The following is a 26,454-nucleotide window of genomic DNA, read 5'->3' on the forward strand; positions in this document are numbered from 1 at the left end:
GCCGCTCGCTGCCGCGCCGCCGTCGCCGCGCCGCCCTCGCCGCGCCGCCACTTGTCGGCGCGCCGCTGCTCGCTGCCGCGCCGCCGCCGGCTACGCCGCGGCGCGCAAGGTCTCGCGCGCGCGGTAGGCGAGCTGGCGAATCGCCCCGGCGCTCATCCCGAGGTCCGCCGCGATCGCCTCGTGGCTGTCGCCGCCGAACGCGTGCCGCACGATCACCTGGCGCTGGGAGTCGGGCAGCGCCCCGATCGCCGACACGAACGTGTCGAACCACTCGCGCCGCTCGAAGACGTCGTCGGGGGCGTCGTCGCCGAGCAGGTCGTCGGGCACCGGCCCGAGGTCGGCTTGGGGGTCGCGGGCGAGGTTCAGCGCCGCGTTGCGCCCGATCCGGTACAGCCACGGCTTGAGCGCGAGCGGGAGCGTGGCGGCCGGGTTCGTCAGGCTCGCGTGGGCGTTGATGAACGTCTGCTGCAGCGCGTCCTCGGCCGCGGCGGCGGGAAGGAAGCGTCCGCAGTGGCGGCCCAGCGGCCCGCGGTAGCGGTCGACGATCGCCGCGAAGGCGCGCTCGTCCCCGGCGCGGGTGCGGGCGACGAGCCGCGCGTCTGAGGCGGCGGCGAGCGCGGCGGGGCTGAGGCGGGGCGCGGACATGGGCGGAGACGGAGGCTCCCCGCAACCCGGTCGCACCCTCAATGGGACCTTGGTCCCGCCCGCGTTGGGTCTCGCGCGCTCGGCACCCTCGTCGAACGATGAGGGTGCCGAGACGTTGGTAAACGTACATTCGGTTATATTGCGGCAATGCCAACCGAAGATCACCCGCTCGCTGGCAAGGTCGCCCTCGTCGCCGGCGCTACGCGCGGCTGCGGCCGCGCCATCGCGATCGAGCTCGGAGCGCTCGGCGCCACCGTCTACGGCAGCGGCCGCTCCACACGGTCCGCACGCTCACCGATGAACCGCCCGGAGACGATCGAGGACACGGCCGAGCTCGTCACGGCCGCCGGCGGCGAAGGTGTGGCCGTGCGCTGCGACCACGCCGACGCGGACGACGTCGCCGCGCTCGTGGGGCGCATCCGCCGCGATCACGCGCGGCTCGACATCCTGGTCAACGACGTCTGGGGCGGCGATCCGTTCGTCCAGGACAAGCCGCTGTGGGAGCACCCGCTCGACGTGACCCTCGCCGTGCTCCGCAACGGCGTCGAGACGCACCTGATCACGAGCCACTTCGCGATTCCGCTCATGTTGGAGGGTGCGGGTGGCCTCGTGGTCGAGGTGGGCGACGGCAAAGGCGACGTGCCGTATCGCGGAAACATGTCCTACGACCTCGTCAAGGCGGCTGTCGTTCGGATGGGCGAGTCACTCGCGCACGAGCTCGAGCCGCACGGCATCACGGCCTTGACCGTCACGCCCGGGTGGCTGCGGTCGGAAGCGATGCTCGACTACTTCGCCGTCACGGAGCAGACGTGGCGCGAGGCGGCCGAGCGAGTCCCCTACTTCAGCCATTCCGAGACGCCGCACCTGCTCGGTCGCGGGATCGCCGCCCTCGCGGCCGACCCCGACCGGAATCGCTTCGCCGGTCAGTGCCTCGGCTCGTGGGAGCTCATGCGCGTCTACGACCTGGTGGACGCCGACGGCGCCCGACCGGATTGGGGCGCCGTCGATCTCGAGGCCCGTCTGGAGACCCTGGTCAGCGGGACGCCCGACCCCGGGTGATGCCGCGCCCGCGGACCATCAACGACGAGGCGATCCTAAAGAGGGACAGTCCCCCTTTAGGAAACGTCATGGTCCGGGCGGCGGAATAGCGCGCGGCGGCGCGGCGTTTCCTAAAGAGGGACAGTCCCCCTTTAGGTTGGGGGGTGAGGCAGGGGGAGGTCCCCCATATGGCGATCGGGCGCGGACCGGGAGTCTCGGTGCATGCCCACCGAGCCCCTGAATCCCGACACGATCGCCGCCCACATGGACTCCCTGCGTCGCGCCGCCCGCGCGATGACGCGCTCGCACCACGACGCCGAGGACCTCGTCCAGGACATGCTGGTCAAGGTGCTCGCTCGGCCGCGGCAGATCGGGCCCGCCGGCACCGCCGCCTATCTGCACCAGGCGCTGCGCAACACCCACATCAGCCGCCTGCGGACGAAGGACCGCCGTCCGCAGCTCGCGCCGCTCGAGCCCGAGGACGCGCGCCTCGTCGCACCCGCGCACGCCGAGCCCGTCGAGCAGTTGCACACGCGCGAGCTGATCGCCCAGATCCACGCGCTGCCGACGGCGCAGCGCGAGGTGATCGCGGCCGTCGACGTCGCCGGCCTGGCCTACAACGAGGCCGCCGACGTGCTGCAGATCCCGATCGGCACCGTGATGAGCCGGCTGCACCGCGGCCGCGCGCGCCTACAGTCGGCCTACGCCGCCGCGTAGAACGCGCGCCGGTACGCGGTCGGCGTCGTGCGCATGATCGCCGTGAAGTGGTGCCGGTAGGTCGCGGCGCTTCCGAACCCCACGCGAGCGGCGACCGTCTCCACCGGCTCGTCGGAGCCCTCGAGCAGTGCCAGCGACGCGCGCACGCGCTGCTCGATCAGCCAGCGCCCGGGCGTCGTGCCCGTCGCCCGCTGGAAGCGGCGCGTGAACGTGCGCACGCTCATGTACGCGCGCGCGGCGAGCGTCGCCAGGTCGAGCGGCTGATCGAGCCGCTCCAGCGCCCACGCCATCACGCGCGCGATCGGGTCGTCGTCCGGGTGCGCGGCCACCGGCAGCTCGATCAACTGCGCCTGGCCGCCGTCGCGGTGCGGCGGGATCACGAGCCGGCGCGCGACCGCGTTCGCGACGGCGCTTCCGTGGTCGCGCCGCACGATGTGCAGGCACAGGTCGATGCCGGCGGCGCTGCCGGCCGACGTCAGCACGTCGTCTCCGTCCACGTAGAGCACGTCCGCGTTGACCGTCAGGTCCGGGTGCAGCGCCGCCAGGCGGTCGGCGTAGCGCCAGTGCGTCGCCGCCTCGCGCCCCGCGAGCAGCCCCGCCGCTGCGAGCAGGAACACGCCGCTGCAGATGGACACGATCCGGGCGCGCGACCCCCGCACCGCCTCCAGCACCGCGTCCGACGGCTCCCCGTTCCAGCCTGGGACGATGATCGTGTCGGCGTCCCGCAACGCCTCGAGCCCGTGCCCGATCACGAACGCGAACCCGCCGGTGGTCGCCGGCAGCCGGCCCGGGACCTCGGTGCACAGCGTGAGCTCGTACCACCACGACACGTCCAGCTCGGGCCGGGCGAGCCCGAAGACTTCGACCACGATCCCGAGCTCGAACGTCGCCACCTGATCCGGCAAGAGCGCGACGACGCGGTGCGAAGACATGGCCAGATCTTGACGCATGTGCAACATCGGGTCATCGACGCGCGTCACCCACCCGACCTGAGCGGCCTCGTCGGCAGCGTTGCGTGACACGATGCGCTCAATGAGCACGCCCGAGCGGGCCCTGCGACGCCTCCGCGACGCCTACGGCGCCGGGCACGTCAGCACGGCCACGCTCGAGGCCCGCGCCGCCCTTGCCCTGCGGGGGCAGGTCGAGGACGCGATCTGGGACCTGCCGCGCTGGCGCCTCACGCGCGACCCGGTCCGCGCGCTCGTGGTCGGCTCCCGCGAGTGGCCGCTGAACCGCGCCGGCCGCTGGACGCTGGGCCGCTCCGCCGACTGCGACATCTGCATCCCCGACGACGCCGTCTCCCGCCACCACGCCGAGCTCGCGGTCCGGGCGGGGATCTGTCTCATCCGCGACCTCAGCTCGGTCAATGGCACGCTGTTGAACGGTCGGCCCATCACGCGTGCGCGCCTGCACCGCGGCGATGTGCTCGAGCTCGGTGAGACGGAGATCGACATCCGTTAGTCCCGGATCCGACAAACGTCAAGTGGACCCGGACCGCCTCGTCCCATAGAGTCCTCATTAAGGGCTCATGAAGCCCTGGTATTGGGGTGGAACGAGGGAGGGTCTATGAGGCGGAGCGCGATCACCGTGGTCGCGGCGGTGCTGTTCGCGAGCGTATTGACGATGCTCGCGCTGACGCGATCGACGACGCCCGTGGCGCCGACCAACGCTGCGTCGCCACTGGATCTCGTGCCCCCGCACAACGAGGCCGCCGAGCTGGCGGCCGCGGGCGGCGGCGCCACCCCGAACGAGACGCTGGACCTCGCGAAGAGCTCCGGTGAGGACGTGACGCTCGACATGGTCAAGCGCATGCGGGCCCAGGCGGACGCGGTCCCGGCCGCGGCCTCCGGCATCGCCTGGCAGCAGCTCGGCCCGTACAACATCGGCGGGCGCATGACCGACGTCGTCGCGGACCGCGACCATGCCAACACCGTGATCGGCTCGGCCGCGAGCGGCGGCATCTGGAAGAGCACGGACGGCGGCGCCAACTGGACGTCGATCTGGCCCGACCGGAACGTGCAGGCGATGGGCGCGATCGCCCAGGCGCCGGACCGCACGCTGTGGGCGGGCACGGGCGAGGCGAACCCGCCCGGCGGCGGCCTGACCTACTTCGGCGACGGCATCTACAAGTCGACCGACGAGGGCCAGACCTGGAAGCACATGGGCCTGCCCGACAGCGCCGCGTTCGGCCGGATCGCGGTCGATCCCAAGAACTCCAACCGCGTGTTCGCGGCGGCCACCGGCCACATCGCCCGCTCGGTCTCCCAGCGTGGCATCTACCGCACCGAGGACGCGGGTGAGACGTGGGAGCGCGTGCTCGCGCCCGACACGCCGATGACCGGCGGCGTCGACCTCGAGATCCACCCGACCAACCCGGACATCGTCTACGCGTCGCTGTGGGACCACAAGCGCACGAACGGCACGCGCACCTACGGCGGGCTCGGCTCCGGCCTGTTCCGCTCCAAGGACGGTGGCGACACGTGGGAGCGGCTCGAGAACATCATCGACCCGCTGCCCGCGTACGACCAGACGCAGACCGGCCTCAAGAAGGACGCGAGCCTCGGCCGCATCGGGATCGCGCTGGCCCCGAGCAACCCGAACAAGCTTTACGTCGTCGCCGGCGGCCCGACGGGCCCGGACAAGGGCTTCTACTTCTCCAACGACGGCGGGGACACGCTGCGGGTCGGCGGCCGCGCGTACGCGAACAACGGCTTCCAGTGGTGGTTCGGGAAGATCTGGGTCGACCCGGAGGACGAGAACCACATCTTCAACGCCGACGTCAACCTGCGCCGTTCGACGGACGGCGGCATGAGCTGGGCCAACGTCACCAACGGCCCGACCTCGGTCCGTCCCCCGCTCCACGCCGACCAGCAGGGCATGGACTTCGACCCGTCGACGATCGACGGCGACCCGGCCACGCCGGTGCGGGTGTTCCTCGGCAACGACGGCGGCATGTGGCGGTCCGAGGCCGACGGCGTGACCAACTCGTGGGTCAAGGCGTCCAACCAGCCCTGGAACCAGAGCTACCACCTCGCGGTCTCCCCGTTCGACTGGAAGCGGCAGATCATCGGCCTCCAGGACAACGGCTCCAACAAGACCTGGACGACTGCGGAGCCGTCGCCGTCCGATCCGGAGCTGCGCAACGTCTGGAACGACGCGGGCGGCGGCGACGGCCACTACAACGCGATCGATCCGCACGACGACCGCATCTACTACACGTGCTCACAGTCGTCGGGAGCCGGCTCACACAGCTGCTGGCGGCGCATCGACAGCGAGACGGGCACGCAGGCCTCGCGCGTCGCACAGATCGATGCGCCGGGGCAGCGCTACACGACGGACGCGCCGATCGTGATCGACCCCAACACGCCGCCGAAGGCCGAGGACGGCTCCCAGCCGCCGAACGCGATCTACATCGGCGGCAACTACATCGGGCGCTCGCTCAACCGCGGCACGGCGTTCAGCGTGATCAGCCCGACCGACAGCACGCCGGCCGACCCGACGGACCCGACCGACGCGCTGCCCGGGGCCATCCCCGCCAGCGAGATCGACATCGGGCTCTACACGAACCTCTACGGCGCGGTCACCACCCTCGCGCCCGCGAAGTCCGCGACCCCGGTGCCGTTCGCGCAGGTCATCTACGCCGGCACGGACACGGGCCGTGTGTGGAAGACCGAGAACGCCGGCCAGACCTGGGAGCGCATGCAGGGTCTGCCCGAGCGCTGGGTCAACAAGATCGTCGCCGACCCGGACGACCCGAACCACGCCTACATCGGCTTCTCGGGCTTCCGCCAGGGCGATGATTCGGCCAGCGTCTGGGAGACCAAGGACGGCGGGGACACGTGGAAGAACGTGTCCTACAACATGCCCAACGGCCCGGTCGACATGCTCGAGTACGACCCGAGGGGCAACGTGCTGTTCGCGGCCACGGACGTCGGCGTGTTCGACCTCAAGGACGGCGACACGTCCTGGTACGAGATCAGCGTCGGCCTCCCGAACGTCCCGGTGCACGACCTCAAGCTGTCGGGTGACGGCAAGCGCCTGATCATCGCGACCTTCGGCCGCAGCAACTTCGTGCTGCCGCTGTTCACGGACGCGGTCGACGGCGGCGGCGCCGGCGGCACCGCGGGCGGCTCGGTCCCGGCGACGCTCAGCCTGAGCGTCAACCCGGCGAGCTTCCCGACGTTCACGCCGGGTGTCGAGCAGGACTACCAGACCAAGACGACGGCCAACGTCATCAGCACCGCCGGTGACGCGACGCTCAGCGTGTCCGAGCCCGGTCACATGACCAACGGCGCGTTCTCGCTGCCCGAGCCGCTGCGGGTGGAGCTCTCCAAGTCGACGTGGACCGCACCGGTCTCCAACGACTCGGTGGATGTCACCTTCAAGCAGCTCATCAAGCGCACCGACGCGCTGCGCACCGGTACCTACAGCAAGACCCTGACGTTCACGCTCTCCACCACGAACCCGTGATGGAACCCCGGCCCAGGCGCTTCGGCGCCTGGGCCCCCCTCTTGGGCGTCGTGCTGGCGCTCGCGGGCTGCGGCCGCGCGGGCGCCGGTGAAGGCGGGCCGACCGTGCCCGTCGTGGTGAGCGCGCCGGTTTCGAGCGAGCCGTGGGTCGCCCGCTCGATCGAGGGCGGCGCGCGCCTGGCGGTCGAGGAGATCAACGAGGCCGGCGGCCTGGATCTGCAGGGCGGCAAGCGCCGGCTCGAGCTGGTCGTGCTCGACCACGGCTCCTCACCCGCGACCGCCCTGGCCAACGCGCGCGAGGCCGTGCGGCGCAAGGCCGCGGTGCTCTTGACCGACGGCACCGGCGTGGCGTCCACCGCCGACGTGACGGGGCCCGCGCAGATCCCGACGTTCATCCTCTTCCAGGGCGGGCGGAACCTGATCAACCCGCAGCGCTGGCCGCACGTGTTTCGCCTGGCGCCCGCCGACGCGATCATGACCCGCCGGCTCGCGGACTACATCGCGCCCGCGAACCCCAAGGTCGCGCTGCTCAGCGACGACACCGACTACGGGGAGCAGGGCCGCGAAGCGCTGCGCGACGCGTTCGAGATCGACGAGGTCGAGGTCGTGTCCGAGCACGTGATCCCGCGCGCGGCGCGTGACCTCGCGCCGCAGGTGCTGCAGGCACGCCGCGCGGGCGCGAACCGCGTCGTCGTGTGGGCGGGTGCGGCGACCGTGGCCGCGACCGTCGAGGCCGTCCACCAGGCGGGCTGGGACGTCGAGGTGCTGGCCGGCCAGACCGCCGAGGACCCGCTCGTGCGTCAGCGCCTGGCCGCCCACCCGGAGTGGATGCGCTCGCTGAAGTTCGTCTCCTCGCGGATCACGGCCGAGGTCGGCCCGAAGCCGTTCGAGGCCTTCCGCAAGCGCTACGAGGACCTGCTCGGCACCGACAAGGTCGGCGTCGAGCAGGACGGCCGCGACGTCATCCAGCCGCCCGACTGGGCCATGTACCCCTACGACGCGCTCAAGCTCGTCGCCGAGGCGGTCGACCAGGTCAACACGCTCGGGCAGCCGATGCTCGACACGCTCAACGGCGGCGCGAGCATCATCGGCGCCAACGGCGACCAACGCAGCTACAACGCCGAGTACCACGAGGGCATCTCGCCGACCGACACCTATATCGCCGGCTTCGACGGCTTCGTCTTCGGCCCCGTCGACGACGACCCGCTCGCCGGCTTGCTCCATCCCGTCGACCAGCTGGACTGACGCCTACCGTCGGCGTATCGGGATTTCGATACGCGGCTGTAGGCGCCCCGGACCAGCCTGGCCGAAGCGGTGGTCAGCCGAGCTGCTCGGCCAGCCCGAGGATGAAGCCCTCAGGGGTCCGCATGAAGCAGAGGCGGTAGTGGTCCTCGTACTGGGCGATCTCGTTGACGAGCTCCGCGCCGTGCCTGCGCAGGCGGGCGACGACGTCGTCGAGGCCTTCGACGGCGAACATGATGCGGCGGATGCCGAGCGCGTTCGTGGGCGCGTCGCGCGGCTCGGCTCGAACCGCCTCCGGCCGGTGGAACTTCGTCAGCTCGACGCGGCCGTGGCCGTCGGGCGTGCGGAGCATCGCGATGTCGGCGCGGACGTCGCCCAGCCCGATGACATCGCCCACCCACGGGCCCTCGACCTGCGTCTCGCCCTCGAGCTCCATGCCGAGCTCGCGGAAGAGCGCCTTGGCGGCCTCCATGTCCTCGACAACGATGAGCACGTTGTCCATCCGTCGCAGCGTCATGTCGTGTCTCCTGGTTCTGGCGGGCGGCGCCGGTCGCGGCCCCTTCGCTCGTTGAGCGGAGCCGATCGCACCCGCTCGACACCCGCACGGTCTAGGGTGCGCACGTGCTCGACCCCCCGGCGCCGCCATTGAACCCGACGCCGGTCGTGCACGTCTCGCCGGTGACGCCCCGGGCCGCGCCGCTGGACCTGGCGTCGGCCTCGCTCGGGCAGGACGGGACCAAGCTCAAGCTCGTGGTTCGAACGCGCGGCCGCTACCAGCCCGCGGCGCTCACGGGGCGACGGCGTGCGCTGTGCCTGGACCTCACGCACGGACAGTCACGGGAAACGGTTGCGCTCTGCGTCGCAAGCGTGCGCGGCCGATTGGTCCTGCGCCGCGACACCGCCGTCGTCGGCACGGTGTCCCGGAACGGGGGGAGGCTGACGGTGAAGTTCACGCCCGCCGACGCGGGACTGCCGTTCGGCTCGTTCCGGTGGTCGGTGCGCACCCGCTGGGGCGACCGCACGGACGCGCTGCCCCGCCGCGGCACGCTCGCGGCCCGCGCGCGCCTGCTCGCCACGCCCAGGTGCTTCGGCGCCGCCGCACTCGCGTCCGCGTGCCGCAACGAGAAGCTACGGACGGTCGTCAGCCCGACGCCGACCGAGGCCCTGCTCATCCCGGGCGCCCCGTGCACGGTGCTGGACGCGACGCCACTGCTCGCCCCTTGCCACTTCGGCGTCACGCCATCGCAGGCGCAGGAGACCGTCGCGCTGCTCGGTGACAGCCACGCGGAGCACTGGCGCGCCGCCCTCGACGTGGTCGCGCAGGCCAACCGCTGGCACGTGGTCGCGCTCACGCGCGGCGGCTGCCCGCTCACCGACACCCCGGTCCGTCACTACCCGGCAGCGCAGGCCGCCGAGTGCCAGGACTTCAACACCGCCGCCCGCCGCTGGCTCACCGACCACCCCGAGGTTCGCACGGTGTTCGTCGCCGCGCACGACCTGTCGCTGTTCGCCGGTGACGCGGTCGCCGGCTACCGGTCGGCGTGGCGGTCCCTCGCCCGAAGCGTGCAACGCATCTACGTGATCCGCGACACGCCGAGCCGGGTGAGCCTGGAGACCAGCGAGTGCGTGGAGCGCCTGCTGCGCGCACATGAGCCGATCGACTTCCACTGCGCCGAGCCGCGCGAGCTCGCTCTTCCGCCCGACCCGGAGGCCGAGGCCGCCCGCGCGCCCGGCGACGACCGCGTGCGGCTGCTCGACCTCTCGGACTTCATCTGCACGCCTGACCGCTGTCCACCCGTGGTCGGCGGCGTCCTCGTCCTCAAGGACCCGGACCACCTCACGCGCGCCTTCTCGACGACCCTCGGCCCCTACCTGCTGCGAGCGCTCGGCTGAACGCGGTGTCTCCTCCCGGCCACCCCTCTGCGTCGCCCGAGGACGTCGCGCGAATTCACGACCACTACCGGCGGCTGGTGGAGCGTGTCGGCGAACCGGAGCGCGAGCCGTTGTTCCTCGAGGCCCTCTCGGCCGGAGAGCAGGCGTTGTACGTGCTGATCGCGGCGTGCGAGCAGATCCAGCTCGGGGGCTTCGAGCAGCTGTTCGTCGTCGCGCCGGCGCTCGCGCCGCTGGCCCCCGACGCGGCGGCGCTGGTCAAAGCACGTCGGTTCCAGCGCCTGTTCGAGCAGGCCAACGCCGTCGCGTTCGACGAGCCGCCGCGCAAGCGTGCGTCGAGCGAGTTCCGCCGGATGGTGCGCGCCGTCGAGTCCAGCGGCGAGCGGCTCACGGCGCTCGACGAGGCTTTCGACGGGCTCATGGCCGATGCCCACGAGCGCATCGAGACCCACCTCGTGCGGTACGCAGAGAGCGTCCCGCACGAGTTCAAGGGCCTCGGCGAACGCTAGTCGAACACCTGGACGCCGATCGTCCCGGCCTGCAGGCCGCTCGTGTCGACCGTGTCCTGGCCGGCCAGCGTGTCGATCGCGAGCGTGTCCGCCGCTTCGGCGTGGCTGACGTTGACGGTGTGGGCGAGCCCGGTGAGCGTCGCCGTTCCCGCCACCACGATCTGGCCGGTGAGCGTGAGCGCGTCGTGGTCGGGCGTCGCGTCGACGGTGACCCGGTCCGGTTGGCCGTCTCCGCCCGCGGTGATCGGCAGCGGCGCGAGGCTGACGTCGACGAGCTGCGTCGGCGTGCGCCGCAGGTCGCCGACCGAGAACGTGTCCGCGCCGCCGCCCAGCACGGCGTCGACCTCCTCGAGATTGGTCAGCGCCATCACGGTGCTGCCGGTGCTGTGGGTCAACCGCAGCGCGCGGCCGTCGGCCTTCAACACGGACGCCTCGGACGCGTTCGAGCCCTCGAAGAACAGCGAGTCGCGGCTCTCGCCGCCGTCCACGACGTCACTTCCGTCCCCCGAGCGCCAGCTGAAGCGGTCGAAGTTGCCGCCGAGCTTCGCGACGTCGTGCCCCGCCCCGCCGCGGACGTCGTCGAACCCGTCGCCGCCGAGCAGGGTGTCGTCGCCCGGCCCGCCCAGCAGCGTGTTGTCGCCGCTGCCGCCGGCGAGGGTCAGGGTCATGGTCGCGACCGAGGCGCTGACGATGTCGTCACCGGCCGCGCCGTCCACCACGAGCCGGTCCGCGACTTCAGCACCCTCGAAGGTCACGTAGGTGGGCCCGAGAACGCCGAACGCCCCGATCGAGATTTGATCGTCGTCCTCACCGCCGGCGATCGTGATCCGGTCCGCGCCCGCTCCGAGCGCAGCCGCCACCTGGAACGTGTCCGTCGCCGACAGGTCACCGACGCTCAGCACGTCGCTCGCGTCCGTGCCCGCGATGCGCACGATCCCCACCCTGTCCAGCTCCGCCTCGAACTTGCCGCTCACACGGACCGTCTCGTCCACCGCCGCGAGCTCGAACCGGCCCCCTTCGAGCGCGAGCGTCCCGACGTCGTTCACGCGCACGCTGTCGAACCGCGAGCGCGGGACCAGGAACTCCGGGTCGCCGTCGCGACCGAAGTCCACTTCCAGGCGGGCGCCCCGCAGGACGAGCCCGGCCTCCTCCGCGTCGCGCACCACAAGCGTGCGCCCGTCGAAGGTGATGTCCGCCGCCGCCGCCGGCGGAGCGAGGATGGCGAGCGCGCCCAGCGCACCCGCGAGGGATCGGCTGAACCTCATGCTCCGCCAGACGACGCGTCGGCGCTCCGCATTCCCGCCCAGCGCGCGGGGAATGCCCGTTCCGCGCGAGGCGTCTCCAGGGTGTGCGCATTCTCGTCACCACGACCGGGTCAGCCGGCCACTTCGGGCCCTTGCGGCCCTTCCTCGAGGCGATCCGCGACGCCGGGGGCGAGGTGCTCGTGGCGACCCGAACGTCCTCGGCCGAGGCGGTCGCCGCCGCCGGCTATGCGACGTGGCCGCTGGCCGAACCCCCTGCCGCGGAGCGCTCCGCGATCTTCGCCTCCACGCGCGGGCTCGCGCCCGTGCAGGCCAACGAGCGGGCGCTCACCGAGGTGTTCGCCGGCCTCGACGTGCATGCGGCGCTCCCGGGCATGTTCGACGCGATCAGCGCCTGGAGCCCGGACGTCGTGCTGTCGGAGGCGGGCGAGTTCGCGGGCCGGCTGGCGGGCGCGCACGTGGGGCTGCCGTTCGTGAAGGTCTCGATCTCCCAATACGCGGTCGAGGAGGAGCTGCTGGAGCAGACGGACGCCGCGTTGGCGCGCGCTCGCGACGCGCACGGGCTGCGGTCACCGGACCGGGAAGCGCTCGCCCACTTCACGTTGATGCCGCAAGTACTGGAGCAGCCGGCCCGGCCCGGGCCGCCGGAGCTGCGGCGCTTCCGCGAGCGCGACGCCCGCACCGGCGGACGCGGTCTCGCGCACCCCGATCCGCTGGTGTACTTGACGTTCGGCACGGTGGCCCCGCAGCGCGAGTTCTTCCCGGACCTCTACCGGGCGGCCATCGACGCGCTGGCGGCGCTGCCGGTCCGGCTGCTCGTCACCGTCGGGCGCGACCGCGATCCGCAACAGCTCGGGTCCGTCTCCGCCAACGTGCGCGTCGAACGCTGGGTCGAGCAGGCGAACGTCCTGCGCGACGCCTCGGCGGTGGTCTGCCACGGCGGGAGCGGGACGGTCCGCGGGGCGCTCGCGGAGAGCGTCCCGCTCGCGGTGCTGCCCATGTTCGCCGACCAACCGCACAACGCGGCGCGCGTCCACGAGCTCGGCGCGGGCATCGCCGTCGGCGGGATCGACGAGCTCGCCGGCGCCGTCCGGACGCTGCTCGCCGACGAGCGCTACGCCGCCCGGGCGGCGGTCGTCGCCGACGAGATCCGCGCGCTGCCGACGGTCGACGCCGCCGCGCAGCAGCTCATCGACCCGTAGTCAGCCGGCGGGGGAGAACACGTCCGGCGCGCTCAGGCGCTCCAGGTCCGCGGCGCGGTCGTCGGGCTGCTCCTGCGAGCGCCGCTCGGCGGCGACGCGTTCGCGGTACAGCGACACCTCGCGCTCGATCGTGTCCTCGTCCCAGCCCAGCGGCTCGGCCATCAGCCGCGCGGCCGGCTCGGCGGCCTCGAGCCCGCGGTCCCACGTCTCGATCGAGATCCGCGTGCGGCGCGTCAACACGTCGTCCAGATGGAGCGCGCCCTCGTGGGAGGCGGCGTAGCGCACCTCCACCGCGAGGTAGTCGTCCGCGCCCGGCAGCGGCTTGCCGAGCGTCGGGTCCTCGTGGATCAGCTCGAGCAGCTCCTCGGTCATGGTCCCGTAGCGGCGCAGCAGGTGCTCGACGCGCGCGACGTGCACGCCGGAGTCCGCCGCGACGCGCCCGCGCCGGTTCCACAGCGCCTGGAAGCCGTCGGCGCCGACCAGCGGCGTGACGTGGGTGGCGGAAGGCGGGACGTGGCGGTCCAGGCCGCGCGCGGCGGCGTCGATCGCGTCGCGCGCCATCACGCGGTAGGTCGTGTACTTGCCGCCCGCGACCGCGACCAGCCCGGGCACGGGCACCGCCACCATGTGCTCGCGCGAGAGCTTGGACGTGGACTCGGACTCGCCCGTCAGCAGCGGCCGCAGCCCGGCGTACACGCCCTCGACGTCCTCGCGCGTCAGCGGCTGGTTGAGCACTGCGTTGACGTGCTCGAGCACGTAGTCGATGTCCGAGGCCGACGCGGCGGGATGCGCCTTGTCGAGGTTCCAGTCGGTGTCGGTAGTGCCGACGATCCAATGCCGGCCCCACGGAATCACGAACAGCACGCTCTTCTCGGTGCGCAGAATCAGCCCGGTGTCCAACTGCAGGCGGTCCTTCGGGACGACGAGGTGGATGCCCTTGGACGCGCGCACCTGGAACTTGCCGCGCTCGCCGACCAGGTGCTGGACATCGTCGGTCCACACACCGGTCGCGTTCACCACTTCCCGCGCGCGGACGTCGAACTCGTGCCCGCCCGCCATGTCCCGCACGCGCACGCCCGTCACGCGCTCGCCCTCGCGCAGGAAGCCGGTGACGCGCGCGTTGGAGGCGACCACCGCGCCCAGCGCCGCGGCGGTGCGCGCGACGGTCAGCGTGTGGCGGGCGTCGTCGACCTTGGCGTCGTAGTACTGGATCGCGCCCACGAGCGCGTCCTTTCTGAGCGCCGGTGCGATCTTCAGCGCGCCGCGGCGCGTGAGGTGCCGGTGGCGCTTGAGCCCCTGGTGACCGCCCAGCGTGTCGTACAACGCCAGTCCGGCGCCGATGTAGAACCGCTGCCACCACTCGCTCAGCGGCACCATGAACGGCACGGGGGAGACCAGGTGCGGCGCGAGCGTGTTCAGCAGCAGCGACCGCTCCCGCAGCGCCTCGCGCACGAGCCCGAAGTCCTTCTGCTCGAGGTAGCGCAGGCCGCCGTGCACGAGCTTGCTCGACCGCGAGGAGGTGCCCGAGGCGAAGTCCCGCGCCTCCAGCAGCGCCACCGAGAGCCCGCGCGTGGCCGCGTCCAGCGCCGAACCGGTCCCGACCGTGCCCCCGCCGATCACCACCACGTCGAACACCTCGGATTCCAGGCGCGACAGGTCGCGGCGGCGTTGCTCGGGACCAAGACGGCTACGGTCGTGCAAGAGCGGGCTCCAAAGAAGAGTAGGTTTCTTCCATTGGGAGGCTAGCGAGAGGAGAGACTCGTATGAGCGGTACCCGTCGTTGGGGCTGGCAGCGATCAGTGCTCGGCGAACATGTCGCGGAGTTCCTCGGTACGTTCATCATCATCCTGCTGGGCTGCGGGGTGGTGGCCATGGCGGTCGCGGCGCTCAACCAATCCGGGCGCGGCGAGCTCATCTTCGCCGCGAGCGGCGACTGGTTGCTGATCACCTGGGGCTGGGGCTTCGCCGTGTGCTTTGCGGTGTACGTCGCCGGCGGTGTGTCCGGCGCCCACCTGAACCCGGCGGTGACGCTCGCGCTCGCGTGGCGGCGTGGCTTCCCGTGGGGCAAGGTGCCCGGCTACATCGTCGCGCAGGTGCTCGGCGCGTTCGCGGGCGCGGCGGTCGTGTACTTGAACTACCGGTACGCGATCATCTCCTACGAGTCGGCGAACGACATCAACCGCGGCGCCGAGAACAGCGTTCCGACGTACAGCATCTTCGGCACGTTCCCGGCGCCGTACTACGAGAACTGGTTCGGCCCGTTCCTGGATCAGGTGATCGGCACCGCGATCCTGGTGGCGTTCGTCTTTGCCGTCACCGACGAGTACAACGCGCCGGTCAAGGCCAACCTGGCGCCGCTGATCGTCGGCTTCATCGTCGTTGCCGTCGGCATCTCGTTCGGCGCCAACGCGGGCTACGCGATCAACCCGGCGCGCGACTTCGGCCCGCGCTTCTTCGCCTGGATCGCCGGCTGGGGGGAGGTCGCCATGCCCGGCAACTACGGCAACGTGAACACGTACTTCTGGATCCCGATCCTCGGGCCGATCGTCGGCGCCGGCATCGGAGCGGCGATCTACGACTTCCTGATTCGCAACACGCTGATCGCGCGCGGCATCACGCCGGACCCCGACGTTTCCGAAGAGGGCCGCACCGCGGTCGACTGAGTGAGGAGAACCAGTGGCTGACTACATCGGCGCCATCGACCAGGGCACGACGAGCACGCGCTTCATCGTGTTCGACAAGGACGGCAACATCGTCACCGTCGACCAGCGCGAGCACGAACAGATCACGCCCAAGGCGGGCTGGGTCGAGCACGACGCCAAGGAGGTCTGGCGGCGCACGCGCGAGGTGATCGGCGGCGCGCTCGCGAACTCGGACCTCGAGGCGGGGGACATCGCGGCCGTCGGGATCACCAACCAGCGCGAGACGACAGTCGTGTGGGACCGTGAGACCGGCGAGCCGGTCTACAACGCGATCGTCTGGCAGGACACGCGCACCGACCAGATCGTGCGCGAGCTCGGCGACGCCGACCAGCTGCGCGACGTCACCGGCCTGCCGCTCTCCACCTATTTCAGCGGCCCGAAGATCAAGTGGATCCTCGACAACGTCGACGGCGCCCGCGAGCGCGCGGAGAAGGGCGAGCTCGCGTTCGGGACGATGGACTCGTGGGTGGTCTGGAACCTCACCGGCGGCGAGCAGCACATCACCGACGTGACCAACGCGTCGCGCACGCTGCTGATGAACCTGGAGACGCTCGACTGGCACGAGCCGTCGCTGGAGCTGCTGGGCATTCCGCGCTCCATGCTGCCGGAGATCAAGTCGAGCTCGGAGGCCTACGGCGACGTGAAGGGCACCGCGATCGGCGGCACCCCGATCGCCGGCATCCTCGGTGACCAGCAGGCCGCGCTGTTCGGCCAGACGTGCTTCGACCGCGGCGACGCCAAGAACACCTACGGCACGGGCTCGTTCCTGCTGGTGAACACGGGCGAGGAGATCGTCCAGACCGAGAAGCTGCTCACCACCGCGGCCTACAAGCTCGGCGACGGCAAGGCCGCCTACGCGCTGGAGGGGTCGATCGCCGTCACCGGCGCGCTGATCCAGTGGCTGCGCGACCGCCTCAAGATCATCGACTCTGCCCCCGAGGTGCAGGACCTGGCCAAGACCGTGGACGACAACGGCGGCGTGTACTTCGTGCCCGCGTTCTCCGGGCTCTTCGCCCCGTACTGGCGCGACGACGCGCGCGGCGTGATCGTCGGCCTGACCGCCTATGCGAACCGCGGGCACATCGCCCGGGCGGCGTTGGAGGCGGCTGCGTGGCAGTCGCGCGAGGTGGTGGACGCGGCCAACGCCGTCGCCGACGTCCCGTTCACCGACCTGCGCGTGGACGGCGGCATGACCGGCAACGACCTGCTGATGCAGTTCCAGGCCGACGTGCTCGGCGTGCCGGTGATCCGCCCGAAGGTGACCGAGACGACCGCGCTCGGCGCGGCGTACGCCGCCGGGCTGGCCACCGGGTTCTGGGCGTCGCAGGACGAGCTGCGCGAGCGCTGGGCCGAGGACAAGCGCTGGGAGCCGCAGATGGACGAGGGCGAGCGCGAGGCGCAGTACGCGCGGTGGAAGAAAGCGGTCGAGCGCAGCCTAGATTGGACTGAGTGAAGACGATTGGAGTTCGCCACGCAGGTGAGACGACGTTCGACGGTGACCCGGATGCCGTGTACGAGATCGGGTCGCTGACCAAGCCGTTCACCGCGCGGCTGCTCGCGCTGCTGGTCGACGAAGGGCTCGTCACGCTCGACGAGCCCGTCGTCGACGGCCGCGCGTTCACGTTCCGGCAGCTCGCCGAGCACCGCTCGGGGTTGCCGCGGCTGCCGAAGAAGACCGGCCGCTGGAACCGGCGCGACCCATACGCCGAGTTCACGGACGAGGTCATGCCGAGCGTGATCGCGGCGACGACGCCGAAGCACGAGCCCGGCACGGAGATGGTGTACTCGAACTTCGGCTACGGCCTGCTCGGCTACGCGCTCGCCCAGCGCGCGAGCACGAGCTACGCCGAGCTCGTCCGCGCCCACATCACGCAGCCGCTCGAGATGACGCAGACGGCGCTCGACACGCCGGGCCTCGTCCAGGGCCGCGACTTCTTCGGCCGCGCCACGCCGCCCTGGCACCTCGCGGCGCTGGCCGGCGCCGGCGGCCTGCGCTCCACGGCGAGCGACATGCTGCGCTTCCTCGCGGCGGAGGCCGAGCGCCCGTCGCTTGCCTGGCGCAAGGCGCCGGGCAAGCACCAGATGTGGATGCACGATGGCGGCACGGGCGGCTTCCGCTCGTTCGCGGTCATCAAGGCGGACACGCAGGTGATCGTGCTCCACGCGAAGGCGCGCCGCGTCAACGGCGACGCGTTCAAGGCGCTGCGCGCGGCGGAGGCTCAGCGGTCGACGACCGCGGTGACCTCCGGTCATGTCCGCGGCTCCCAGCGGATCGAGCGGCGGGCGAGCGCGAGCGCGATGACCGTCCAGGCCGCCAGCACGAGCAGCGGCTCGGCCGCCTGACTCCCCGTCTCGGCGAAGCTCAGGGTCGTCGCGGTGGCGTCCGGGCCGTCGAGGCCGAACCAGCCGACGCGGATCAGGTCCGACATCGCGGCGCCGGGGGTGAGGGAGAGCAGCTCGCGCAGCGCGTCCGACATGCCGGGGATCGAGCTGGTCATCGGCCCGACCGAGGCCAGCAGGATCAGCGGCAGACTGGTCAGCTGCGCCGACTCGGCGCTGCGCGTCCACGCGGCCGTCCAGAACGCGAAGGCGCTGAACGTGGCGATCACCAATACGACCAGCACCGCGTAGAGCAGCGGGTTCACCGGCAGCGGTTGGCCGAGCGCCGCGGCCAGCGGGACGACGATCGTCGCCACGAGCAGCGTGCTCAGCGCACCCGGCATGGCGATGCTGACGAGCAGCTCGACCTCCCGCGCCTCGCCGGTGCGCATGCGCTTGAGGACGAGCTCGTCGCGGCGATTGACGAACTGCGAGAGAACGTTGTAGTAGATCGTGAACAGCGAGGCGACGAGGAAGCCGGTCGTGATGGTGCGGGCCCCGAGGGCCTCGTCGCCGCGGTCGCCGGTGAACAGCAACGCCAGCGGAAGCAGCGGGAACACCGCGGCGTAGAAGAACGCCAGCCGGTTGCGCGAGAGCAGGACCACGTTCCAGCGCGTCAGGTTCGCGGTTCGCCGCGGCGAGAAGGTGGTCATCGCGGGCTCCCGGGCTCGGTGCCGTCGGCGATCGAGAGGAAGACGGCCTCGAGGCTGGCGGTGCGCGCGTCCAGGTGCTCGAGCGTGATCTCGTGGTGCTGCGCCCAGCTCAGCAGGTCCAGCAGCGAGCGCTGCAGCGCGTCGGTCTCCAGCGTCGTGCGCCCGTGGTCGCGGACGATCCGGGTGACGCCGGCGAGATCGCGGGGAAGGTCTTCGGCGCCGCTGAAGGTGATCGTCGACGGGTGCCCCTCGGCGATCTCGTCCGGCGTGCCCGAGCGGACGATGCGCCCGGCGTGCATGATCTCCAGCCGGTCGGCCAGCGCCTCGGCTTCTTCGAGGTAGTGCGTCGTGAGCAGCACCGTGGCGCCGCCGTCGCGCAGGTCGGACACGACGCGCCAGACCGCGCGCCGGCTCTCGGGGTCCAGCCCGGTGGTGGGCTCGTCGAGGATGACCAGCTCAGGGCTGCCCATGAGCGCGCAGGCGACCTCGACCCGCCGGGCCTCGCCGCCGGACAGGGCGAGCATGCGCACGTCGGCCCGCTCGTGGAGCGACAGCAGCGCGAGCATCTCGTCGACCGGACGCGGGGCGGTCAGCGTGCCGCCCCACTGGCGCAGCGTCTCGCGCACGGTCAGGTCGCCCGAGAAGCCGCTGCGCTGCAGCAGCACCCCGGTGCGCCGGCGGAGCGTGCCGCGGTCGGCGACGGGGTCCAGGCCCAACACGCTGACGGTGCCGCCCGTTGCCGGGGCAAGACCCTCGATCACCTCGAGGGTCGACGTCTTCCCGGCGCCGTTGGTGCCCAGCAGCGCGGTGATCGATCCGGCGGCCACTTCGAGGTCAACCCCGCGGACGGCCTCGTACGCCGACGGGCCGCGGCCGTAGGTCCGCCGCAGCCCGCGCACTTCGATCGCGGACGCACTGCTGGAGAGCGTCGGCGCCGCCGGTGCTCGAGAGGCTTGAATGATCGCCATGGTGCGAGAACTTACGGACCGTCTCGTCTCGTGTCAAGACGCTCCGTCTCGTCTTGTCATGGACGGTGACAATACGCGCCGTCTCGTTGCGGACTATGCTGCGCCGGATGCCCGACCATGCCCCCGATCCGCTCCGGCGCAACGAGCGGTCACGCCAGGCCATCCTCGACGCGTCGATCGCGCTGATCGGGGAGCTCGGGTACGACAAGGTCTCGATCGAGGCGATCGCCCGGCGAGCGGGCGTCGGCAAGCAGACCATCTACCGCTGGTGGTCCTCGAAGGGCGCGGTCGTGCTCGAGGCCGCGACCCACAGCCTCGATCCCGTGGTCTCGTTCCCGGACACCGGTGACTTCGCCGCCGATCTGCGCACCCAGCTCCGAGGGATCCTCAAGCTGATCGCGAACACGGGCTTCGGCTCGGCCTACCGCGGGCTGATCGCGGCCGGCCAGTCCGACCCCGAGCTGTTGAGCGCGCTGTTCGACCAGATCATCGAGCCGAACGTGCAGGCGTTCGGCCGGCGGGCCGCCCTGGCCCAGGAACGCGGCGAGCTGCGTGACGACGCCGACGTGCAGGCGCTGCGCGACGTGGTGTACGGCTTCGTCGAGTACCGGCTGATCCACGCCATGCCGATCAAGCCCCGGCACATCGACGCCTTGCTGAAGATCGCGTTCGACGGCGTGCGCTGACTCAGCTTCGGTGGTACTCGATCTCGTCGACGAGCGTCGCCTGCGGCGTGACCGGCGCCAGCCCGTCGAGCCACGCCGGGAACCAGGCGTTGGCGAACAGGTGCATCGGGGCCTTCGGCACGCCCGCGCTCCAGGTCCGCAGGAGCACGCCGTCGACCAGGAAGCGGACGCGCCCGTTGCCCCAGCGGATCGTGTAGTCGTGGGCCGCCGCGGTCGGGTCGAACCCGAGCGTCCGCGTCTCGGTGTGCGTCTGGCGGCCGCCGGCGTAGGTCGAGAACATCACGCGGCCCGACGGGTCGTTGAAGATCTCGATGTCGATCTCGGCGGCGTAGTCGGGCGCGGCGTACAGGAAGAAGCCGGTGATCGACGAGGGCGCGTTCGCCACCTGCACCCGCGCGCGGGCCGTGCCGGAGCTGTACTGCTGCTGGCTGCGGATCTCCCCGCCGTCGGTCGTGCCGTCCGGAAGGGTGAGCGCGAGCGCCCCGCCGGCGACCGAGACGTTCGGCGCCGTCAGCGCGCTCCGGCCCAGCTGGTGCTGCCCGACCGCCCAGCGGGTGGTGTCGAACGTGTCGAAGCCGTCTCGGAAATCACCGGCGGCGGCGTGAGCGGCGGAGGGGAGGACGAGCATGGCCAGGACGGCAACCACAAGAGAGCGCAGCATGCTCTCTGCGTCGTCCCTCCGGCCGCGAAGGTTCACAATCGGTCCGCGGTCTAGGAAGGTTGTCCAGACGCGGTGTGTCCGCGCTGCGCGCGCCGATACGCGCGCGAGTCAGCCGGCGTCCAGCGCCGCGAGCTCGTCCGAGGAGAGCTCGAGGTCGGCGGCGGCCGCAGAGTCCGTGATCGACTCGGGGCGCTTGGCGCCCGGGATCGGGATCACGCACTCGGATTGCGCGAGCTCCCACGCGAGCGCGACGCGCTGGGCGCTGACCCCGTGGCGGTCGGCGATCTCCTTGAACGCGGGGTGCTTGTCGGCGAGGCCCTTGGCGCTGGTGAGCCCGCCGAGCGGCGACCAGGGCAGGAAGGCGAGGCCGAGCTCCTCGCACACGTCGATCTCGGGCCGGCTGGAGCGGAAGGCGGGCGAGAACTCGTTCTGGACGCTCACGAGCGCGTCGCCCAGGATCGAGTGGGCGAGGCGGATCTGGTCCGGGTTGGCGTTGGAGAGCCCGACCATGCGGACCTTGCCGGAGTCGTAGACCTCCTTCAGCGTCCCGAGGATGTCGGCGTAGTCGCGGTTCGGGTCGGGGCGGTGGTGCTGCCAGAGCGCGAGCTGGTCGACGCCGAGCCGCTGCAGCGACGCGTCGACCGCGCTGCGCAGGTGCTCGGGGGAGCTGTCGGTGGCCCAGCCGCCTCCCTCGGTCCGCGTGTGCCCGGCCTTGGTGGCGAGCAGGACTTCCGAGCGCAGGCCGAGCTCGTCGAGCAGTCCGGCGATCAGCCGCTCGTTCTCGCCCTGGGCCTTGGCGCCGAGCTCCTCGCCGGGGCCGTAGGCGTCCGCCGTGTCGAACAGGCGCACGCCCGCGTCCACCGCGGCGCGGACCGTGGCGGCCAGCTGCTCGCGCGGTTGCGCGCCGGTCTGGTCGAAGGTCATCAGGCCCAGGCCGATCGCGCCCACGCGCTCGCGCCCGACGGTGTCATTGCCGATCTCTCGAAGCTTCATCGAGCCTGGTCCTTCCCGGCGGGCGTGGCCGTCACGCGCCAGGAGCTACGGCGAGGGCGGAGGGGAGTACACCGGCCCGTCCGGCGTGCTCGTGTTGGGCTCGGGCGCGGTGGACTCCGACGTGTTCGCGGCGGCGTTGGCGACCTTGCCGGGCAGGGAGAGCGCCTGCTCCATCTTGAGCAGGTTGTCGAGCAGCGCCTGGCCGCGCAGCTCGGCGGCGGCCTGCGCTCGCACCCACGCGTCGATCCCGGCCAGCTCGGCCGACCCGAGCGCCGTGCCGAGCTGCGCCTGCGCGCGCAGCGCCCCGACGCCGTTGGTCATCGCCGTGCGCAGCTGGCCGACCTGCGTCGCGAGCTGTGCCCGGATGGCGCCGAGTGCGGCCGCGTCCTTGACCGTGTCGGCCAGCGGGCCCTTGGACGCCTTCAGCCACAGCGCCAGGTTGTCGGCCAGCTGCTCCATCTTGGCCGCGTTCATGCCGGTGACGGCGACGTCGCGGCCGAGGATCTCCACGACGCGCCCGCCGTGCTTGCCGAAGTCCTTGATCGCGCCCACCAGCGCCGTGCCCTCCGCGCCGCGCTCGATCGCCGCGAACGCCTTGTCGAGGAAGTGGCCTTCGCCGAGGATCGCGGTGAAGCGCTGGCCCGGCCAGATGCTCGCCGCCGCCGGGTCGATCTTCACGCCCGCCTCGGCGAGCTTCTCGAGGTCGGACTTCACGCCGGCGGCGGCCGCGCGCTCGGTCACCCACGTGCGGATCGAGCCGCCGGTGCCGTACATCGTGTCGCTGGAAGCGAGCACCTCGGCCTGCGTGCGCCCGATCTTCTGGATCAGCGCGGCCTTCTCGGCCTCGGAGCCGCCGTCGGCCTCGAGCTTGGCGAGCGCCGCCGACCACTCGTCCATGCGCTTCTGCAGCGCGCCGATCTGGTCCTTGCCGAGTGGCTGCCAGGTCTTGTTGAGCGCGCCGCCGGCCTCGGCTTCGATCGACTTCATCAGCGCCTCGTCGCCCGCCTTCTGCGCCTGGTGGTAGCGGCGCGAGTAGGTCAGCGCCTCCTCGAAGCGCGCCGCCTCGCGCTCGATCGCCGCGCGCGCCTGCGGCGTGAGCCCCTTCACCACGTCCTGCAGGTGCATGCGCGCGGGGTTCACGGCCGCGTCGAGGTCCAGGACGCTCTCCAGCTCGGCGCGCGTGACGCCCGCGCGGCGGGAGATGAACTCCAGCGCGCGGTCGGCCTGCTGTGCGGCCTCCCGGCCGACGGTGGAGATGTCGACGTCGGAGGTCGCCGCGGACGTGCCGGTCTGGACGGCCTTGGACTCGCCCTTGGACGCCGCCTCCATCCACGCCTGCATCTCGCGCACGAGGCCGGAGCGCCAGGCGTCCAGCTCAGCCGCGATCGGATGCCCTTCGCCGAGCGTCTTGGTGACCGTCTTCCAGCCGCCGGCCCGCTTGAGCGCGCCCGCGTAGCCGAACTGGTCGATCGCGGCGCGCATCACCGTCGCGCGCTCGGCCGGTTCGAGCTTGGCGAAGTCGGCCAGCTTGGTCACGAGGCCCTCGACGGCGGCCGCGTCCTTGCCCAGGCCCGCCGCGGCGAGCAGGCGCTTGCCGGACTCGGTCTCCTTGCCGACGAGCGTGGCGAGCTCCTCGGCGCTCTTGCCGGAGGCCTTCACGGTGGCGTCGATGCCGGCCTCGGCCAGCGACTTCTCGATCGCGAGCACCTTGGCGGCGTGCTCGCCGCCGCCGAGCGCCTCCTTGAGGGTCGCGGTCGCCATCTTGCCCGCGCCCGCCTCGGCCGCCTCCAGCAGCTTGGCGCCCGGGCCGAGCGCCTTGCTCGCGGCCGAGAAGATGCCGACGCCCGCGTCGATGAACGCGAGCGCGGAGTCCATCACGGCCTGGAACAGCGCGCTGTCGACCTGCTCCTCGGTGACGATGTCGTTGCGCGTGTCGCCCGAGCGGGCGCCGTGGGCCTTCGCCTTGTCGAGGTAGTCCTCGATCGAGAGCGCGGCGTTGCCGACGCTGGCGCCGATGCCGACGGCGACCGCGATGAACGTCGCCATGCCTGCCGTGGCGAACTCGGCGACCAGGAACGCGGCCGCCGACAGCGCACCGAGCGCCAGCGAGCGCAGGACCTTGCCCATCTCGTGGCCCTCGACGTCGCGCTGGATGATCGCCTTCTCCAGCTCGCCCGCGAACGGCCCCGCGCCCATCAGCTGCTGGTGGACGGGGATGAAGTCGCGGTAGTCGAGGTCGTCGCCGACGAGCGGCACGGCCTCGTCGATCTTGGACCCCATGCTGGTGAGCGCGGTGCCCAGCTGGGCGCGCGCCTTGCCCGTGTCCTGCTTGGCGAAGTCCTTCGCCGCGCCCGCCTCGCCGCCGCTGACGATCGCGAACACCGCGGGCGACTCGGCGAGGATCTTCTTGACGCCGTGGTCGAGCGTGTCGTAGTGCTGCTTGACCTCGTTGTAGTCCTTGAACTCGCCCTCGCGGCCAACCGGCGCGCCCTTCATCGACGGCGGCTTCTCGGGGTCGAAGGTCGCGTCGACCTCCACCTCGGAGTCGAAGTCCCGGCGGTAGCCGCCGAGGCGCGTCTTGGTGTTGCGGCCGACCTTGATCTGCTTGGCCTTGGCCATGCCGTCCTGCCACAGCGCGACCTTCTCGGCCAGCAACTGGGCCTTGCGCACGGCGAGGTCCTGGTCGGCGGTCGTCTCGGCCGCCGCGGGATCGGTCCCCGCGGTCACGCCGACCGCCTCCATCTGCGCCGTCACATAGTCGCGGTTGGACTGCAGGTTGTTGAGCACCCGCCCCTCGACCGCGGCCTTGAACTCCTTGCGCACGCCGTCGAACGCCTTGTTGTCGAACAGCGTCGGGTCGCGCTTGGCGCTGGCGATGAACAGCGGCGCGTTCTGCTTGGCCACCGCGGCCAGGTCCGGCATCGACTCCCACACCACCGTCGCCCCGAACCCCGGCTTGCCGTGCAGCCGTTGGATCTCGGCCAGCTTCTGCTCGGTCGTCGCCGTGTCCAGGTCGATGTCGATGTCGTGCTTGAACTCGGCGAAGTCGGTCAGGATGTTGCGCGCGAGCAGGCGCGAGACGGCCGCGTTGCCCGCGCCGGCGCTGAGCCCGCGGACGGCGGCGGCGCGCTGCTGGGGGCCGAGCGCCGCCAGGCCGGCGGGGCCGGTCGTCGAGGCGAGCGGGGCGGGAGCTGCCGTGGGGGCCGGCGTGATGGCCGGGGCCGGCTGGGATACGACCTCGACATCACGCTGACTCACGAGTGCGAATCTACGCGGGTGGTGAGGCGCCCGTCAATGCGCTCGACCGGCTCTTTCGGTGGGGGCTATCCGTACCACCGGACGGAGTCGGGCAAGATGCGCGCATGGACGTCGTGATCGACACCGACCCGGGGATCGGAACCGTGGGCGTGGATCCGGAGGACAGCCTGGCGTTGGCGCTGGCGTTCGCGTCCGGTGAGCTCGACGTCCGGGCGGTCACCTGCGTCCAAGGCAACGTTCCGGTCCGCCATTCGTTCGCGAGCGCTGCCCGGGTGCTCGAGCTGCTCGACCGACAGCATGTTCCACTCGCGGCCGGGCACGAGCGACCACTCGGCGGCGCGGCCCGCCACGAGCAGTTGCGCCGGCTCGCCGAGAGCGGTCGCCGGGCCCGGGTGCTGCCCGCAGCGGAAGGACCACTCGCCGAGCCGCGCGCGGTCGAGTTGATCGTTCGCACGGCGCGCGAGCACGCACCGCTGACGGTGATCGCGATCGGCCCGTTGACGAACCTCGCGTCCGCGCTGCTGGCCGACCCTTCGCTGCCCGACCGTCTGGAGCGCGTCGTGGTCATGGGCGGCGCGTTCGAAACCCCGGGCAACGTCACGCCGACGGCCGAGTTCAACTTCTTCATGGACCCGGAGGCGGCGAACGTCGTTCTCGCGTCCGGTCTTACGCCCGTCCTGCTCGGGCTCGACATCTGCCACCGGACGCACCTGACGCCCGAGCAGCTCACCCAGGTCGGCTTCCACAGTCCGTTCGGACGCTTCCTGCGTCGCGTGTCCGACGAGTGGCTGCACGGCAGCGACGACGGGCCGCACCTCTACGACTCGCTCGCCGTCGCGTGCGCCGTCAACTCCGACCTGTTCGAGTACACACCGGCGCTGGTTCACGTGGAGACCGCAAGCGAGCCGCTGGCCGGCACGAGCGCAGCCTGGCTCCCGGGGCGCGCGTCCGCGTGGTCGCGTCCAGACCGGCCGGACAACGCGCTGATCGCCACCGACGTGGACCTCGAAGCGTTCGAGTCCCTCTTCGGTGCGCGCGTGCTCGCGCGACTGTGAGTCGAACGCCACCGCGTGCGAGTTCTACGTCTGGAGCGCGGGGGCGACAACGAGCTCAGTGACGGGGTCGTGCGGCAGGAGGGGCGCGCCCGAGACCGTGACGAACGAGCGCTCCCAGGATCGTT

Annotated in this window: 23 protein-coding genes; 13 read left to right on the forward strand and 10 right to left on the reverse strand. The window is 71.8% G+C overall.

All coding sequences use genetic code 11. The features are described 5' to 3' along the window. Positions 1-90: 90 nt before the first annotated feature. Positions 91-645, reverse strand: a complete 555-nt coding sequence (locus tag OJ962_RS32410; protein ID WP_202958597.1) for an RNA polymerase sigma factor — start codon at positions 643-645, stop codon at positions 91-93. A gap of 147 nt (positions 646-792) precedes the next feature. Between OJ962_RS32410 and OJ962_RS32415 the strand changes: the two genes are divergently transcribed. Beyond that, positions 793-1,704 carry an SDR family oxidoreductase gene (locus tag OJ962_RS32415; RefSeq protein ID WP_202958598.1) on the forward strand — a complete coding sequence of 304 codons (912 nt, stop codon included), beginning with the start codon at positions 793-795 and terminating at the stop codon, positions 1,702-1,704. A gap of 201 nt (positions 1,705-1,905) precedes the next feature. Continuing rightward, positions 1,906-2,400 carry an RNA polymerase sigma factor gene (locus OJ962_RS32420; RefSeq protein WP_202958599.1) on the forward strand — a complete coding sequence of 165 codons (495 nt, stop codon included), beginning with the start codon at positions 1,906-1,908 and terminating at the stop codon, positions 2,398-2,400. On the opposite strand, the gene OJ962_RS32425 is transcribed toward OJ962_RS32420, so the two are convergent. Further along, a complete protein-coding gene (locus OJ962_RS32425) occupies positions 2,385-3,332 on the reverse strand; it encodes a helix-turn-helix domain-containing protein (protein WP_238932714.1) in 948 nt (315 codons plus the stop codon). The genes OJ962_RS32420 and OJ962_RS32425 overlap by 16 nt on opposite strands. Positions 3,333-3,432: 100 nt before the next feature. On the opposite strand from OJ962_RS32425, the gene OJ962_RS32430 reads away from it, so the two are divergent. The 3 genes from OJ962_RS32430 to OJ962_RS32440 all read left to right on the forward strand — a co-directional run bounded on the left by OJ962_RS32430 (position 3,433) and on the right by OJ962_RS32440 (position 8,114). Continuing rightward, positions 3,433-3,861: an FHA domain-containing protein gene (locus OJ962_RS32430; protein WP_202958601.1), complete on the forward strand. Its 429-nt coding sequence runs from the start codon at positions 3,433-3,435 to the stop codon at positions 3,859-3,861. A 105-nt stretch (positions 3,862-3,966) separates the two neighbouring features. After that, entirely contained in the window at positions 3,967-6,870 is a 2,904-nt protein-coding gene (locus OJ962_RS32435) for a WD40/YVTN/BNR-like repeat-containing protein (protein WP_202958602.1), read from the forward strand. A gap of 50 nt (positions 6,871-6,920) precedes the next feature. Continuing rightward, on the forward strand, positions 6,921-8,114 hold the full coding sequence (locus OJ962_RS32440) for an ABC transporter substrate-binding protein (RefSeq protein WP_270006886.1): 1,194 nt from the start codon (positions 6,921-6,923) through the stop codon (positions 8,112-8,114). A gap of 73 nt (positions 8,115-8,187) precedes the next feature. On the opposite strand, the gene OJ962_RS32445 is transcribed toward OJ962_RS32440, so the two are convergent. After that, the gene (locus OJ962_RS32445; protein WP_202958604.1) at positions 8,188-8,628 is read right to left on the reverse strand and encodes a VOC family protein; all 441 of its coding nucleotides are present in this window, start codon (positions 8,626-8,628) and stop codon (positions 8,188-8,190) included. Positions 8,629-8,732: 104 nt separating this feature from the next. On the opposite strand from OJ962_RS32445, the gene OJ962_RS32450 reads away from it, so the two are divergent. Together OJ962_RS32450 and OJ962_RS32455 are read left to right on the forward strand one after the other, a co-directional pair. Then, positions 8,733-10,004, forward strand: coding sequence for an SGNH hydrolase domain-containing protein (locus OJ962_RS32450; protein WP_202958605.1), 1,272 nt, complete (start codon positions 8,733-8,735; stop codon positions 10,002-10,004). Between the two features lie 5 nt (positions 10,005-10,009). Then, positions 10,010-10,510 (forward strand): DMP19 family protein, encoded by a 501-nt coding sequence (locus OJ962_RS32455; RefSeq protein WP_202958606.1) that lies wholly within the window; start codon positions 10,010-10,012, stop codon positions 10,508-10,510. Here the strand turns inward: OJ962_RS32455 and OJ962_RS32460 are convergent. After that, a complete protein-coding gene (locus OJ962_RS32460; RefSeq protein WP_202958607.1) occupies positions 10,507-11,775 on the reverse strand; it encodes a calcium-binding protein in 1,269 nt (422 codons plus the stop codon). The two genes, OJ962_RS32455 and OJ962_RS32460, sit on opposite strands and share 4 nt — an antisense overlap. Positions 11,776-11,858: 83 nt before the next feature. On the opposite strand from OJ962_RS32460, the gene OJ962_RS32465 reads away from it, so the two are divergent. After that, positions 11,859-12,974, forward strand: a complete 1,116-nt coding sequence (locus tag OJ962_RS32465) for a glycosyltransferase (RefSeq protein WP_202958608.1) — start codon at positions 11,859-11,861, stop codon at positions 12,972-12,974. On the opposite strand, the gene OJ962_RS32470 is transcribed toward OJ962_RS32465, so the two are convergent. Next, positions 12,975-14,675 (reverse strand): glycerol-3-phosphate dehydrogenase/oxidase, encoded by a 1,701-nt coding sequence (locus OJ962_RS32470; RefSeq protein ID WP_202958609.1) that lies wholly within the window; start codon positions 14,673-14,675, stop codon positions 12,975-12,977. 62 nt (positions 14,676-14,737) lie between these two features. Between OJ962_RS32470 and OJ962_RS32475 the strand changes: the two genes are divergently transcribed. The 3 genes from OJ962_RS32475 to OJ962_RS32485 are packed head-to-tail and all read left to right on the forward strand — an operon-like array spanning position 14,738 to position 18,019. After that, a complete protein-coding gene (locus OJ962_RS32475; protein ID WP_202958610.1) occupies positions 14,738-15,637 on the forward strand; it encodes an MIP/aquaporin family protein in 900 nt (299 codons plus the stop codon). 13 nt (positions 15,638-15,650) lie between these two features. Then, complete coding sequence (glpK, locus tag OJ962_RS32480; RefSeq protein WP_202958611.1) at positions 15,651-17,129, forward strand: glycerol kinase GlpK; 1,479 nt, start codon at positions 15,651-15,653, stop codon at positions 17,127-17,129. Further along, complete coding sequence (locus tag OJ962_RS32485) at positions 17,126-18,019, forward strand: serine hydrolase domain-containing protein (RefSeq protein WP_202958612.1); 894 nt, start codon at positions 17,126-17,128, stop codon at positions 18,017-18,019. Before glpK ends, OJ962_RS32485 begins: the two co-directional genes overlap by 4 nt. Here OJ962_RS32485 and OJ962_RS32490 read toward each other — a convergent pair. Next, the gene (locus tag OJ962_RS32490; protein ID WP_202958613.1) at positions 17,926-18,708 is read right to left on the reverse strand and encodes an ABC transporter permease; all 783 of its coding nucleotides are present in this window, start codon (positions 18,706-18,708) and stop codon (positions 17,926-17,928) included. The genes OJ962_RS32485 and OJ962_RS32490 overlap by 94 nt on opposite strands. After that, on the reverse strand, positions 18,705-19,676 hold the full coding sequence (locus tag OJ962_RS32495; RefSeq protein WP_202958614.1) for an ABC transporter ATP-binding protein: 972 nt from the start codon (positions 19,674-19,676) through the stop codon (positions 18,705-18,707). Before OJ962_RS32495 ends, OJ962_RS32490 begins: the two co-directional genes overlap by 4 nt. A gap of 107 nt (positions 19,677-19,783) precedes the next feature. Between OJ962_RS32495 and OJ962_RS32500 the strand changes: the two genes are divergently transcribed. Next, positions 19,784-20,362, forward strand: a complete 579-nt coding sequence (locus OJ962_RS32500) for a TetR/AcrR family transcriptional regulator (protein ID WP_202958615.1) — start codon at positions 19,784-19,786, stop codon at positions 20,360-20,362. Position 20,363: 1 nt separating this feature from the next. Here OJ962_RS32500 and OJ962_RS32505 read toward each other — a convergent pair whose 3' ends face one another. The 3 genes from OJ962_RS32505 to OJ962_RS32515 form a co-directional block, all read right to left on the reverse strand. After that, entirely contained in the window at positions 20,364-21,023 is a 660-nt protein-coding gene (locus OJ962_RS32505) for a glycoside hydrolase family 16 protein (RefSeq protein ID WP_202958616.1), read from the reverse strand. 108 nt (positions 21,024-21,131) lie between these two features. Continuing rightward, positions 21,132-22,016, reverse strand: coding sequence for an aldo/keto reductase (locus OJ962_RS32510; RefSeq protein ID WP_202958617.1), 885 nt, complete (start codon positions 22,014-22,016; stop codon positions 21,132-21,134). Positions 22,017-22,061: 45 nt separating this feature from the next. Next, positions 22,062-25,274: a hypothetical protein gene (locus OJ962_RS32515; RefSeq protein ID WP_202958618.1), complete on the reverse strand. Its 3,213-nt coding sequence runs from the start codon at positions 25,272-25,274 to the stop codon at positions 22,062-22,064. Positions 25,275-25,378: 104 nt separating this feature from the next. On the opposite strand from OJ962_RS32515, the gene OJ962_RS32520 reads away from it, so the two are divergent. Beyond that, positions 25,379-26,329, forward strand: a complete 951-nt coding sequence (locus OJ962_RS32520) for a nucleoside hydrolase (RefSeq protein ID WP_202958619.1) — start codon at positions 25,379-25,381, stop codon at positions 26,327-26,329. Positions 26,330-26,454: the final 125 nt, after the last annotated feature.

The sequence above is a fragment of the Solirubrobacter deserti genome, assembly GCF_027587175.1.
Lineage (GTDB): Bacteria > Actinomycetota > Thermoleophilia > Solirubrobacterales > Solirubrobacteraceae > Solirubrobacter > Solirubrobacter deserti.

Coding starts and splice junctions, on each gene's coding strand:
- OJ962_RS32410 (WP_202958597.1), bottom strand. CDS start 645: ATGTCCGCGCCCCGCCTCAGCCCCGCCGCGCTCGCCGCCGCCTCAGAC.
- OJ962_RS32415 (WP_202958598.1), top strand. CDS start 793: ATGCCAACCGAAGATCACCCGCTCGCTGGCAAGGTCGCCCTCGTCGCC.
- OJ962_RS32420 (WP_202958599.1), top strand. CDS start 1,906: ATGCCCACCGAGCCCCTGAATCCCGACACGATCGCCGCCCACATGGAC.
- OJ962_RS32425 (WP_238932714.1), bottom strand. CDS start 3,332: ATGTCTTCGCACCGCGTCGTCGCGCTCTTGCCGGATCAGGTGGCGACG.
- OJ962_RS32430 (WP_202958601.1), top strand. CDS start 3,433: ATGAGCACGCCCGAGCGGGCCCTGCGACGCCTCCGCGACGCCTACGGC.
- OJ962_RS32435 (WP_202958602.1), top strand. CDS start 3,967: ATGAGGCGGAGCGCGATCACCGTGGTCGCGGCGGTGCTGTTCGCGAGC.
- OJ962_RS32445 (WP_202958604.1), bottom strand. CDS start 8,628: ATGACGCTGCGACGGATGGACAACGTGCTCATCGTTGTCGAGGACATG.
- OJ962_RS32460 (WP_202958607.1), bottom strand. CDS start 11,775: ATGAGGTTCAGCCGATCCCTCGCGGGTGCGCTGGGCGCGCTCGCCATC.
- OJ962_RS32475 (WP_202958610.1), top strand. CDS start 14,738: ATGAGCGGTACCCGTCGTTGGGGCTGGCAGCGATCAGTGCTCGGCGAA.
- OJ962_RS32490 (WP_202958613.1), bottom strand. CDS start 18,708: ATGACCACCTTCTCGCCGCGGCGAACCGCGAACCTGACGCGCTGGAAC.
- OJ962_RS32495 (WP_202958614.1), bottom strand. CDS start 19,676: ATGGCGATCATTCAAGCCTCTCGAGCACCGGCGGCGCCGACGCTCTCC.
- OJ962_RS32500 (WP_202958615.1), top strand. CDS start 19,784: ATGCCCGACCATGCCCCCGATCCGCTCCGGCGCAACGAGCGGTCACGC.
- OJ962_RS32505 (WP_202958616.1), bottom strand. CDS start 21,023: ATGCTGCGCTCTCTTGTGGTTGCCGTCCTGGCCATGCTCGTCCTCCCC.
- OJ962_RS32510 (WP_202958617.1), bottom strand. CDS start 22,016: ATGAAGCTTCGAGAGATCGGCAATGACACCGTCGGGCGCGAGCGCGTG.
- OJ962_RS32520 (WP_202958619.1), top strand. CDS start 25,379: ATGGACGTCGTGATCGACACCGACCCGGGGATCGGAACCGTGGGCGTG.